Source organism: Pseudoalteromonas sp. XMcav2-N, assembly GCF_024124545.1.
GTDB lineage: Bacteria > Pseudomonadota > Gammaproteobacteria > Enterobacterales > Alteromonadaceae > Pseudoalteromonas.
Genome location: NZ_JAMXSF010000022.1, coordinates 20,224 through 33,633, shown reverse-complemented (window position 1 = coordinate 33,633; position 13,410 = coordinate 20,224). Strand labels below are relative to the sequence as shown.

At 49.0% G+C, this 13,410-nt stretch carries 10 protein-coding genes; 8 read left to right on the top strand and 2 right to left on the bottom strand.

The window, feature by feature from the left end; translation table 11 throughout:
• Nucleotides 1-177 precede the first annotated feature (177 nt).
• The 6 genes from NH568_RS21565 to folX all read left to right on the top strand — a co-directional run bounded on the left by NH568_RS21565 (nt 178) and on the right by folX (nt 6,956).
• Nucleotides 178-3,438, top strand: coding sequence for an ATP-binding protein (locus tag NH568_RS21565; RefSeq protein ID WP_253050768.1), 3,261 nt, complete (start codon nt 178-180; stop codon nt 3,436-3,438).
• A 131-nt stretch (nt 3,439-3,569) separates the two neighbouring features.
• Nucleotides 3,570-4,187, top strand: a complete 618-nt coding sequence (locus NH568_RS21560) for a YceH family protein (protein WP_253050765.1) — start codon at nt 3,570-3,572, stop codon at nt 4,185-4,187.
• Nucleotides 4,188-4,298: 111 nt separating this feature from the next.
• On the top strand, nt 4,299-5,135 hold the full coding sequence (nadE, locus tag NH568_RS21555) for an ammonia-dependent NAD(+) synthetase (RefSeq protein ID WP_253050763.1): 837 nt from the start codon (nt 4,299-4,301) through the stop codon (nt 5,133-5,135).
• Between the two features lie 148 nt (nt 5,136-5,283).
• A complete protein-coding gene (gene folM, locus NH568_RS21550; protein ID WP_253050761.1) occupies nt 5,284-5,991 on the top strand; it encodes a dihydromonapterin reductase in 708 nt (235 codons plus the stop codon).
• A gap of 35 nt (nt 5,992-6,026) precedes the next feature.
• A complete protein-coding gene (folE, locus tag NH568_RS21545; RefSeq protein WP_054017374.1) occupies nt 6,027-6,581 on the top strand; it encodes a GTP cyclohydrolase I FolE in 555 nt (184 codons plus the stop codon).
• A gap of 9 nt (nt 6,582-6,590) precedes the next feature.
• Nucleotides 6,591-6,956 carry a dihydroneopterin triphosphate 2'-epimerase gene (gene folX, locus NH568_RS21540; RefSeq protein ID WP_253050759.1) on the top strand — a complete coding sequence of 122 codons (366 nt, stop codon included), beginning with the start codon at nt 6,591-6,593 and terminating at the stop codon, nt 6,954-6,956.
• Between the two features lie 17 nt (nt 6,957-6,973).
• Here the strand turns inward: folX and NH568_RS21535 are convergent, their stop codons facing one another.
• Nucleotides 6,974-7,399 carry a YqaA family protein gene (locus NH568_RS21535; protein WP_253050757.1) on the bottom strand — a complete coding sequence of 142 codons (426 nt, stop codon included), beginning with the start codon at nt 7,397-7,399 and terminating at the stop codon, nt 6,974-6,976.
• Between the two features lie 302 nt (nt 7,400-7,701).
• Between NH568_RS21535 and NH568_RS21530 the strand changes: the two genes are divergently transcribed.
• Nucleotides 7,702-8,205: a TlpA disulfide reductase family protein gene (locus NH568_RS21530; RefSeq protein WP_253050755.1), complete on the top strand. Its 504-nt coding sequence runs from the start codon at nt 7,702-7,704 to the stop codon at nt 8,203-8,205.
• Nucleotides 8,205-8,669 (top strand): DUF2721 domain-containing protein, encoded by a 465-nt coding sequence (locus NH568_RS21525; protein WP_253050753.1) that lies wholly within the window; start codon nt 8,205-8,207, stop codon nt 8,667-8,669. The genes NH568_RS21530 and NH568_RS21525 overlap by 1 nt, the downstream gene beginning before the upstream one ends.
• 334 nt (nt 8,670-9,003) lie before the next feature.
• On the opposite strand, the gene NH568_RS21520 is transcribed toward NH568_RS21525, so the two are convergent.
• Nucleotides 9,004-13,056 carry a S8 family serine peptidase gene (locus NH568_RS21520; RefSeq protein ID WP_253050751.1) on the bottom strand — a complete coding sequence of 1,351 codons (4,053 nt, stop codon included), beginning with the start codon at nt 13,054-13,056 and terminating at the stop codon, nt 9,004-9,006.
• Nucleotides 13,057-13,410: the final 354 nt, after the last annotated feature.

The following is a 13,410-nucleotide window of genomic DNA, read 5'->3' as shown; positions in this document are numbered from 1 at the left end:
AGTCCCTATACAACTGCTATCGTTGATGGCAGCATTTTTCAGGCATAAATTACCCTGGGTCTTGGCGAGTTTTCATACAGACAACTATAGTTAAATGATTCAAGGATATTTTTTCACGTTTACATGCAGACCAAACACGTGCTGTCGTCAAGGAAAGCCTTTTTAACCCGCTTTATAGTGGGTGCACTCCTATTGGTGATCCTGGCAGCAGGCTGGTATATCGATAGCATCAACGAACGCCGCCTGATTGAAGTTGAGAAAAACCGCACTTACGAAGAGCTCAACGTTTATCGCACTCAGATAGAAGGCACATTGGCCGCGAATATTCAATTAGTTCGGGGACTCGCCATTGCCCTTGCGCCTCAGCCAAACCTGGATCAGACACAGTTTGAGCGATTTGCCGCCCCTTTGTTCGCAACCAGTAAAGTGTTACGTAACGTGGGCGCCGCGCCCGATATGGTATTACAATTGGTGTACCCCCTCGAAGGAAATGAAAAAGCGATTGGGCTCAATTACCTTACTCACCCACAGCAAAAGAAAGACGCCATTAAAGCCAGAGACACTCGCAATATCGTCCTGGCAGGTCCGCTAGAGCTCATTCAGGGCGGCATGGCGTTGATCGCACGGATCCCCGTGTATGTTGATAAAGACAATTTTTGGGGACTCCTCTCGGTCGTGATTGATATGCCCAAACTGTATGAACAAGTGTCACTGAATAAGCTCGAAGGCGATTACCTGATAGCGATTCAGGGCCGAAATGGCCTGGGCGACAGCGGTGAGTACTTCTATGGTTCGCCTACTATTCAGGAGCATAACCCACTGGCATTCACCATTCATGTCCCATCGGGTAGCTGGGTGATGTACGCAGCTCCGCGCTATGGATGGAAGGCCTCATCAGCCGCATTATGGCCTTTTCGACTGGCGCTGCTGACCATAGTGATATTCTTCTTCTGTGCATTTTCTTTTTACACGCGCTTGCTTTCTGAGCTGAAAAATAAAACCAATGCGCTAACCAATATGGGCTCGCTGGCAAAAGTGGGGGCCTGGTCGGTTGACTTGGCGTCTCATCACATCACGCTGTCGGATGTAACACGCCAAATCTTTGCCGTACCATCACACTATCAACCCACCTGGATGAGTAGTACTGAGTTTTTCAAAGAGGGGCCCCATCGCAAGAAGTTTCAGGATCATATGACTCAGGCGATCAAATATGGCAAACCCTTTGAAGATGAATTCATCGTCCTGCCACACAAAGGGCAAGAATGTTGGGTGCTCATAAAAGCTCAGGCAAAACAGCACAATGGCTGGACCTCACAGGTGTTTGGTTCAGTGCAAAACATCAATGATCGTAAGCTAATGGCGATAGAGCATGAAAAAGTGGCCAGAAATAATGAGTTACTGGCTCAACTCAGTACTCATGAGGCCATCCTCAACAATCACACAGATCGCGCCCAGGAATTATGTACTGACGCGGTTTGTCAGGCCGCTCGCGCATCTCGTGCCAGTATCTGGCTACTCAGTGACGATCATACACTGCTTTATCCAACCTGTTTCAGCAATACCCGTCGAGACAGCTTGCTGCACTTCCCGCCCTGGCGCAAGGCGACCTTGCCGGGCCTGTTTTCAGCGGTACTCAGTAAGCAAATTATAGAGGCCAGTACAGCAACCAAGCACCCGATCACCCGGCCTCTGGCCGATCAGTACCTTGACCCCTTTGAAGTCGAAGCGATGCTTATCACGCCCATTCTGCATCGCGGCGCCGTCTGCGGGATACTCTGTACTGAATACGGTGATCCGTATCCGGACTGGACGGACAGTGACAGGCGCTTTGTGCATGCCATTGCCGCAATGCTGGCCAGTTTATTCAGCGGGCAACAACAGCAGCAGGCTAAACGTAAAGCGATTATAGAAAAAGAGCTGGCTGAACAATCCGCCAAAATTAAAGCCGACTTTCTGGCCAGTATGAGCCACGAAATCCGCACCCCGATGAACGGCATTATTGGTATGCTGGAGATACTCGGTAACTCGCAACTCACAGACACGCAACAGCGTAATCTGTCGCTTGCTCAAAGCTCGGCGGAGTCACTGCTCACTATCATCAACGACATCCTGGATTTCTCTAAGATTGAAGCCGGAAAACTGAATATTGAGCAGATTGAGTGTGACCTGATCCAGATTATCAGTGACTGTTTTGCAGCCTTTGCACCACGAGCCAATGATCAGCAAACTGAACTCTTTATCGATAGTCGTAATATGCAATATCAGTACGCGAAGACAGATCCGCACAGGCTCAAACAAGTGCTCAACAACCTGCTTAGTAATGCCGTCAAGTTTACCGAAGGTGGTAAGGTGACCCTGACATGCTATACCGAGCGCACCAGTGACCAGTCACGCTTATGGTGCAGTGTCGAAGACACGGGCATAGGGATTAGCAAGCAACAGCTGAGTAAAATTTTTGATTCTTTTACACAGGCCGATCCCTCGACTACGCGTAAGTTCGGCGGCACGGGGCTGGGGCTCACCATAGCCAGACAGTTATGCGAACTTATGGGCGGCGCCCTCAACGCGTACAGCAAACCCAGTATTGGCAGCACCTTTACGTTTTATATTGAGCTCAGTGATCCACAACCAATCCGGGCGCTCGACGCCAATAATGACAGCCTGTATGTTATCGATGCCCACTCACCTTCCGATCTGGCTGCACGGCATATGCTGGATGCCTGGCATATCCCAACCGAGCACTTTGAGAACGTGGCGCAAATGCTAGAATTCTACGACACCAAGGAGTCACATAAACCCGCTCTGATCATTGCCACACAAGTGCTCAGCAACTCGTCGGACTCAGACATACAAAGCCTGATAAAACTGATTAAAGTCAAGCATCTCAACTATGCCCTGCTGTGCCACACGATACAGGAAACTGAAGCCTGGCCTCAGTTTTCATCCAATAACCTTCTACTGGCACCGCTGACCCCAGCCAATGCTCTATCTTTAGTGAAACGCAAAGAACCCATTGCCGCCAAAATCGCCGAAGACGTCTGCCTGGATGTCGATATTCTGCTTGTAGAAGACAACAAGATTAACCAAACCGTTGCAACCACCCTGCTCGAAAAGCTGGGCGCCCATGTTACCTGTGCTCACAATGGTCTCGCGGCGATTGGCCATCTCAACGTGCGAGAGGAGCCTTATGCTATCATTCTCATGGATTGCCAAATGCCAGAGATGGATGGCTACACAGCCACCAAAGAGATCCGTACGGGCATTGCGGGCGAGCAACATCAGCACACACCTATCATTGCCCTGACAGCGAATGCCATGGAAGGTGATGAAGAAAAGTGCCTGGCTGCCGGAATGGACGCCTATCTTAGCAAGCCCATCAATTTCAATGCGCTGAGTAAAATGTTACAACGCTGGGTCGATGAGGCCAAAACCTGCTGATAAGGCTACTAAAAGTGCCCTTCATTCATCTGAGGCCACTATGCAAGGCGGTTCAAATCGCATAGAGTTAAGTCATGAAAAAACCTGATTTGCTGCACACTGCCTGCGGCACATGATACTAGGGAAGAGATATGAATTTATCCAAGATTGAACAGCGGATCATTGGCTGTCTGCTGGAAAAGCAAACGACGACCCCAGACCAGTACCCACTCTCACTCAATGCACTGACCAATGCGTGCAATCAGAAATCGAACCGGGAACCGGTGATGTCTCTGACCGAGTCTGACGTGCTGGACGCTCTGGCTCAGCTTGAGCAGAAACGCATTGTTGTTTGTGACGAGGGACTATCCGGCAGGGTAAACAAATATCAGCATCGCTTTTGCAATAGCGAATTTGGCAGCCTGCAACTAACCGAGCAACAGCGCGCCGTTATCTGTTTATTGTTGTTGCGTGGACCCCAGACCCCCGGAGAATTACGCACCCGCAGTGGCCGACTGGCAGAGTTTGCAACGGTTGGCGAAGTAGAGGCTGCACTGAATGAACTGCAACAACAAGAGCTTGCCATGCGCCTGGCCAGAGAGCCCGGCAAACGAGAAGCGCGTTACCAGCATCTGTTCGGCAACCCGGAAGATTACGAACAAGCACAAGAAAGTGCATCAGAACCAACCGTGAACCTGGATGAACTGCTGCAGGAAATTGATCAGCTCAAACAAGAGTTGCAAACTATCAAGCAACACCTGGGTCTGTGAAAAGCACAACAGCGCAAGAAACAGATCTAATCTGTAACAAATTCAAGTAAACTTAGAACAATCAGACATAATTGGACCAGCCGTAGAATACGGGTGGTAAGAGGAAACACCATGCGTGAAGCGATCATCGCTGAAATGAAAGTTCAGCCTACCATTGATGTCGCGGCGGAAGTCGCCCGACGTGTTCAGTTCATTAAACACACGCTGATTTCAGCCCACTGCCATAGTCTGGTTTTGGGGATCAGTGGAGGTGTTGACTCCTCAACCTGTGGCCGTTTGTGTCAACTGGCAATTGACGAGCTGAATGCCGAACAAGGTTGTCAGGGTTATCAGTTTATTGCCATGCGCCTGCCATACGGCACTCAAGCTGACGAAGACGAAGCACAGCAGGCGCTGGAGTTTATTCAACCCAGCAAACGCTTAACCGTTAATATTAAGGCGGCTGCTGATGCGATGCACGAGCAGGCACTTCAGGCTATGCAAGACAGCGACGCCACAGTGCCCAACGCCACCTTGGTTGATTTTGTAAAAGGCAATGTCAAAGCCAGACAACGTATGGTTGCGCAGTATGAAATCGCTGGCCTGACAAGAGGCTTGGTGGTCGGAACCGATCATAGCGCAGAGAATATTACCGGCTTTTATACCAAGTTTGGCGATGGTGCCTGCGATCTGGCGCCACTGTTTGGCCTTTCCAAGCGACAGGTACGGGCTTTGGCCGACTACCTGGGTGCACCACAATCACTGGTACATAAAACCCCAACTGCCGATCTGGAATGCGATCGCCCGGGGCTTGCTGATGAGGAAGCACTTGGCCTGAGCTATGATGACATTGATGACTTCCTGGAAGGCAAACCTGTCAGCCTGGATGTTGAGCAGCTGCTGATCGGCATTTATCAGAAAACACAACACAAGCGTCAGCCTATCCCCACCATCTACGACAGTGAATAAGTGACAGACGCAATGCCCTGTGATCTGGCCTGCGTTATCTCACGTACAAGGCCAGACGCACAACGCGGGGCTTAACCCGGGCGCTCATTCTACTGCGCGCCCGATTGCGCACTTTACTCGTTAAACCTGCAAAGAAGGATACATGCCAATGACATCGCCGATTTTGATTACCGGAGCCGCACAACGTGTAGGGCTGGCGATGGTTCAGCACTTTATTGCTGAAGACATCCCCGTGATCATGACATATCGCACAAAACACCCAATCATCGATACGCTGATTGAACAAGGCGTAACCTGTATTCAGGCCGACTTCAATCAACCAGATGCCGTTGCAACACTGATCGCACAGGTTCAGCAGCATACCAATGCGTTAAGTGCCGTCATACATAATGCATCGAGCTGGGACTGTGAAGCGCGTAATCCGGATCACAATGCACTATTTGATGCCATGATGCACATACATGCCAAGGTTCCCTATCTGCTTAATATGGGGCTGGCGCCTTTACTGCAAAACCATGAAAGTACGGCCGATATCATTCACATTACAGATTATGTGGTCGAAAAAGGCAGCCCAAAACACATTGCCTATGCTGCCAGTAAAGCGGCATTGGATAACCTCAGTCGCTCCTTTGCTGCCAAGTACGCACCTAAGATTAAGGTCAACTCAGTGGCGCCCTCGCTGATCATTTTCAACGAGGATGACAGTGAAGAATATAAGGCCAAGACATTGAAGAAATCCATCATGGGCATTGAACCGGGCTGTCGAGAAGTGATCGACGCCGTCGAGTTGCTGCGTAAAAGTAATTATATCACCGGTCGCACCCTGGCCGTTGACGGAGGCCGCCACCTGAAATAGCAGGCCTGAGCGAATCAACTACAGTGAGTTTTATTATGCATGAAGAATTAAAAAGCAGTTTCCAGCAAATCATCACCGCCGTTGGCGAGGACAAAGATCGTGAAGGGCTGCTTGATACCCCGAAACGTGCAGCTAAGGCCATGGAATATCTGACTCAGGGCTATCGCCAGGAGCTGAGTGATGTGACCAACAATGCCGTATTTAGCTCTGATGCTGATGACATGGTTCTCATCCAGGACATAGAGCTTTATTCAATGTGTGAACATCACCTGCTACCCTTCGTTGGTCGTGCACACATTGCTTACATTCCCAATGGCAAGGTGTTAGGCTTATCTAAGTTTGCACGTATTGTGGATATGTACGCGCGCCGCTTCCAAATCCAGGAACAGCTGACTCACCAGATTGCGCAGGCAGTCGAAGAGGTTACCGGAGCCCGCGGTGTGGGCGTGGTGATCGAGGCCAAACACATGTGCATGATGATGCGTGGTGTTGAAAAACAAAATTCACAGATGCGTACTTCAGTCATGCTGGGTAACTTCCGTGAAGATGCCAAAACACGCAATGAATTCTTACAACTACTAAAACGCTAAGGACCGCTTATGCACACGGCGATCATCAATATCACCAATCTGAGGTTACGCACTTTTATTGGGTTTAATCCCGAAGAAAGAGAAAAAAAGCAGGATGTCGTGATCAATATCGAGATCCATTACCCCGCCGATGCGGAATGCTTATTTCATGATGAAGTTGGTCATGCGCTGAACTACAAAACCATCACCAAAGCCGTGATCGCCAAAGTGGAAGACGGCCACTTTCTGTTGCTGGAGAAGCTGGTTGCTGACATTTTAACTGAATGTCATCAGCACCCAGATGTCAGTTATGCCAAAGTCAGGGTCGATAAGCCACATGCACTGCGCTTTGCCGATTCCGTGTCCTTAACACTGGAGTGGCGCAAGCCTGTATAACCTTGCCTGGCAGCGGTTTACACTAAGCCCGCTGCCAGTCCTATCACCACGGCATAGCGTAAGCCTTTACCCAGAAATACCAGCAACAAAAAAAGCCCAAAGCGAACGCGAAATACGCCCGCAATCAGGGTCAATGGGTCGCCAACAATGGGGAACCAGGCAAACAGTAAGCTAAAGGTGCCATATTTTTGAAACTGTCTTTGCGCTTTATCCATGGCTGATCTGGAAACTGGAAACCAGCGTCGTCCCTCAAACCTGCTCACCGCGGTCCCCAAATAGTAGTTAATCACACTGCCCAGCACATTGCCCGCAGTGGCACTTAGCCACAATAACCACAGCGCTCCCTGTTGCTGTACAACCAATCCTGACAGCAAGAGTTCTGAAGAAGCCGGTAGCAAAGTAGCGGAAATAAAGGCAGATAAAAACAACGATGCATACAACATAATAATGGGCGTCTACCAATGGCCTGTGTGAAACCAATTTCACTTAATACCTGTTCAATTTGAAGGAGCAAATATGACGCTAACTGTGTTAAAAATTTCTCATTTAGAGCAACTAAATAGCAAAATTTTTGCCTTGTTATCGACTATATTTTCTCGCCTCAAAATAGAACACTTAATTAAGCAAATTGGTGTAATTCTGAGTTGGTCTGTTTCTGAGGAGGGCAAGCGGATACACCGCTGAAACTTGCGCTCACCTGAAAAATACGCATTAATGGGGGTATTGTAACGCAAGGACCATAATAATGATAAAACGTCTCGCAATGACCACTTTGGTTATCGCACTCGGTGCCCAACTCAGTGCCTGTAACGCTACACCCAATCCCGCTCCTCACAGCAAAGGCTATGAAACCTATATCCAGTCTGGAGAGCTGTTCAAGCATACTCAACTGATCAATATTGACGGTCAGCCTGTGCAGTTAGCTCAGGGCAAAAAGTTAGTCATCCTGTTCGCCACCTGGTGCTCTGATTCCCAGCGAACCTTAACTGAATTGAAAGCCTCTAACCTACTGGCAGATCCTACACTTCAGGTCGTCGCCATTGGCCGGGAAGAAGACGACAAAACACTCTCTGCATTTCGCGAGTCATTCGGGGTGGACTTTACACTGGTTGCGGATCCGGATAGACAGATTTATCAGCACTACGCAAATAAAGGGATCCCGCGTCTTATTCTGCTGGATGAACACAACAGGGTAGTAAAAACACTCATTGGCGAACAGCCCGGCATTATCGACCAGGTCCGTTGGTAATGAACACGGATGTCGTCAGTATACTGACCATGGCTAAGGTGATCCAAACTGCCGTAGCCCCGGTCTTTTTGATCACCGGTATCGCGGCCACATTAGGCGTATTATCGAATCGCCTGGCCCGCATCACCGACCGCGCCAGATTGCTGGATCGCAAGCTCAACAATAGTCAGGATGAAGAACTCAAAAGCCACCTGACTCGCGAAATGCGCACCCTGCTCAAACGCTCTCGCTGCATTCACGTTGCGTTTAGTATGAGTGTTCTGTCTGCATTGCTGGTCTGTGCCGTCGTTATGGTGCTATTTGTCTCTCACCTGTACACACTGTCACTGGGCGTTACCCTCTCCAGCTGTTTTATTGGTGCTATGTTGCTATTGATCTGCGCATTTGTGGCATTGCTGGCCGAAGTCTTTCTCGCCACTCGCAGCATGCGCCGGGGCATGATCTTTAAAGACATTGGGGACTAAAATCCGTATTAATACATGATACCAATGATATGGATTGGTAGAACCGTGCTGTCAGATACCTTCCAAGCAAAGGATCAGAAACATTCAACGCATCGCTCAGCCTGAGACTTCAGCCTGAGCGACGGCCTCAAAACTACCTTGCAACCTGCTTCTCACTGAGTCTCCAACCTTAGCTACGCTCGCCCTTTGCTGATGCCGAGCCGCATTGCATACCACACTCTGAGCGGGGTCTTCATCCAGTTCAATTTCAGCGTACTATTTTATTCAGCTGCACACATAAAAAACCGCCCCGGGAAACCCGGGGCGGTTTTTCAACTAATGCTTAGTTAGTTGCTTACTTACGCTTACGGCGACGTAGTGCTGCAAACGGTGCTGCAAGTAACGTCAACCAAGCCAGTGAACCTGAATCGTCGTCGTCATTGTCATCACCACCGGTTACGTTAGTCACGTTAACACGTACAGTTACAACCTCAGATACAAATTGTGCAGAGTCTTTCGCCTGAACCTGGAAGCTCACTTCTTTTTCAAATTCGAAGTCAATTTCGCCGCTCACACGGATGGCGCCATCAGCGTCAACAGTGAACAGGTTAGTACCAGTTACGATGAACTCAGTCACTGGTGATACGTCTGCATCTGGGTCAGAGTAAGCCAGTCTGCCAACAACAGTGCCCAGCTGAGCGTTTTCTGTTACAGAGAAGATTTGACCGTGGTCAACCACTGGCGCGTGTAATGAAGGATTCAGTACAACATCAACAGTGACTTCAACCATCTCAGACTTCAGGCCTACGCTGTCTTCAACCATTACTTTGAATGTATAGCTTGGTACTGCCAGCTGGTTGATTTCAGCCGTTGTTACCAGCTCACCTTTCTCGTTGATTTCGAACAGGTCAGTGCCTTCTACTTCACCGCCAACAATGCCGTCAGCTGCGCTTTCAAATACAGAGTAGTCAAGCATACCAACGACTGTACCTGCTGGTGCACCGTCCATCATGCTGAACATTTGACCGTGTGCAACCACAGGCATTTCGTCATGCTCATTGGTCACTGCGATTTCAATGTCAGTCATAGTCGAAGAACCCATAGTGTCCATCGCCATCACTTTCAGCTCTACGCTTTCAACGCCCATCTCAAAGTCTAGGTACTCAGAGCTTACCAGAGAGATAACCCCTTTGTTATCGATTGCGAAGCTGCTAGCGTGCATGCCATCCAGACGGTAGCCCAGGATTGGGAACGCTGGAGACTCATCACCGAAGCTCACTGTTGCAACAGGCATTGGCTCAGCGTTTTCGCTCACGCTCAAGTCACCCTCAACAACCAGCTCAGGTAGTGCAGGTACGTCCAGGTCACCAGGAACAACTGCCATTACGTTTGTGCCCGCAGTTGATGTGAATGCAAACGGCATATCGAACTCAACAGTCGCTTTTGCACCAGGCGCCAGTTCTTTCAGCGCTTCGCCTTCACCGTCTTTCAGTGCAACAGTCGGGTTCATACCGAAGATGAAGCCACCGTTCGCTGAATCCATTGGCGCACCCCAGATACCAGACTGCCAGTGTGCTTCACCAACGAACGCCTCAACACCAATTGGCATGCCAACCATATCTGCATTCAAACCAAACAGGTCAGAACACGCTGTGAAGGTCACAGTGTCTTCACCTGACTCGTGAAGCATAGGTGTACCCCACTCCCACTGGTCATCGCCATTAACGATTGAACCAATCAGCGTACGGCTACGACCACGTACTGCAGCGTTGTTGCCGGTATCGTTCAGTTTCGTTACGAACTTATCAGCAATACCGTCGTTGTTAAGGTCTAACTCAAGACGATAGCCCGCCTGACGCAGGTGGTTAATGCCATCTTGTAACTGCAGTGAGAAAGAAGTTGAGATGCCAGAATCACAGTTGTCGTTCAAGAATGCAGCTGTAGTCACTGCTTTGATGTCAAAACGACGATCATCATCTTCGCTGGTCAATACAACTTGCTCAGCCATACCAGAGATAGCCACAGCACCGGTGTTCTCAACCATCAGCGATGACATTTGCTCACCCGCTTCGATGCTGAATTCAGCATCTGCCGCTGCTTTTGGTAGCACGTGATAAACAACATGTAGGTCGTGGTCGCCTTCAGTTGCAGCATCATCAAAGATTAGCGCACCGTCGTACTCAGCCAGGTCTAGTGCTTCAACACTTTTCGCCAGTTCATCGTTGTCGAACGGGTTCATGATGCCAAACTCAGGTAGCTTGCTTGGATCAATCGTCATGTCAACGTCAATCAGAATTGTCTGACCCGCTGGTACAATAACCTGTGCTGGGTGTTCGAACGTTACAGCGCCTGAATCCACATCGTTCTGATAACGGTGGTCCATACGCAGGTTATATGTGCGTTCTTCGTTTGAGTAGTTACGTAGTACTACAGACTTAGTATAAGTTTGTGTCTCTGCAAGACGCTTAGCACCGAACGACAATGCCGCCTGCTTAGTGTCAAACTCAGGCAGGTCTACCCAAGCTGCAACCGGAGACGCAATGGCTTTTTCAACGTCAACCAGACCAGCACCGATGCGGCTGATAGGTGCCAGCGGTGAGTCAGGGTTTACGTTTGTTGATTCAACCGTGATGTTCAGGTCAGCGGTGTTCATCAGAATCGCTTTAACTTCCAGAGCATCAAGCTCAGGGCGCGCTTCTTTCACTAGCGCCAATGCACCAGCCGTGATTGGGCCAGACATAGAGGTACCAGACTTACGGTGTAGCTGATCACCCGTACCCGGAGCCGCAGCCAGGATGTTTGAACCCGGAGCCGCAATTTCAGGCTTCAGCAGGCCGTCCATTGAAGGACCACGTGATGAGAAGTCAGATACGCCACCCGGAGACGCTTTAACAACACCAGAGACACTGTAAGTGGCTTTGCCGCCATCTTTCATTTGCTCTTTAAGTTTTGCACCTGCTGCGAAGTTCAGACCTGCAGACGGGATAGTCACAGCATCGTCGCTGCCACCCATAGGCGCCGGAGTGCCGTCATCGTTGTTGTTTGCGATGAATACAAATACTGCACCACGTTCTTGGGCATTCAGTACTTTCTCAGTGAACGCACAGGCGCCACGGTCAATCAGTACTGCTTTACCAGTAAAGTCCATGTCTGCAAACGGGTTTGCATCTTCGTCCAGATCACAACCGTTTTGGTTTGCTTCTGGGTAAACCAGTTCAGCATTGTCTTGAGTAAAGTCAAACGCAACCTGAGGACCAAAGCTTGCAGGTTGAACGACCGTTGCTTCGCCAGCAACCGTTGCTTCACCGAACAAACGCTCAAATGTAGGGTGCGTCAAAGAGGCTACAGACAGCGCGTTAGGCGTTGTACTTGGACCACCAACACGGAACGGAATGTCATCATCGTTACCTGCAGAGATAATCATGTTCGTGCCTAGTTTAACAGCACGATGGATCAGGTAGCCCGTACCAGAAGAAACATCAGTATCACCAAATTCACCACCCAGTGACATGTTCATCAGGTCTACGCGGTCGCTGATGTCGCCATCACCATTTGGATCCATTGCAGACTCAAGCGCTTTAACCTGTGCATCGAAAGGACAGCCGCCGCCACATACAGAGTAAACGTAAAGTTCAACGTCCGGAGCGATACCTGTTAAATCGTGCGATACGTGTGTACCGTGGTCAGACAGCTCATCTGCCTCTGGACGGTATGTAGGATCGTCTTCAATCGGATCTGGGTCATCACGCATGTGGTCGTAACCACCTACGACCATACCCTGTGGCCAGCTTACTGTTGTTGGATCTTCAGCAGCCGCTTTATAGTCATCTAGCGTACCAGCTGCTTCATTGAATACTTTGTGTGTGTAGTCGATACCAGTATCTAGTACAGCAACACGTACACCTTTACCTGTTACGTCTAGTTCGTTACGAACTTTAGTCGCACCGATATAGTCAGAACTTGCTTCAACAAACAAGCGGTCTTCACGTAGTGGAAGAATACGGTCAACCATTTCGTTTTTGCTGAGTGCTTTCAGTGCATCTTCAGACGCTTGTACGATCAGTGTTGAGGCTAGTACTTTCGTTGAGCCTAGGATTTTCACCCGCGGGTCAAGTGCACGCATTTGCTCTTTCATCTGGAACTGAGCTTGTTGTACTGATGAGAAAGTTTGCTTAGCAGCTTCAGCGCTGTACGTGCCTTCAGACATCAGGTCAACGGCTGTAGATTGTTTCAGAACAACCAGGAACGCTTCTGCTCTTTCCTGTTGCGGGTTGCTGAGTGCTTCAGCTTGTACCTTCAAAGAAGCAGGAGCTGCTGGAAGCTGCGTTGCAGCCGTGGCAGATGCTGCCATCAATGCACCAGAGACAGCTGTTGCTACCGCGGTGGCTTTAAATGAATACTTGGCCATAGTTTCCCCTAGGACTTGTTGTTGAAATGATGTTTCTTTTAATTTTAGAGAGTAGATTCGCTCATCAATATAATGTGACTTCACGGTTAATTACAATATTAAACAAACAAAGAAGTTACAAAATTTGCAAGCAAATCACATGTCTCACTGTAACCCTATGTTTATAAAGAAATTTGAAACTGTAAACAAACGTAAACCAACCCATCATCATGTTGTCACATTGATGAGTTTGTAAAACGTGATGAACAAAATACATACAAATCGACTATATAATCTAGTTCAGAATTCCCATCTCGTCTAAGAGACTTGCAATATCTTTTATAAAGCCTTAGAACAGAGTCAGTTTTTTAATTG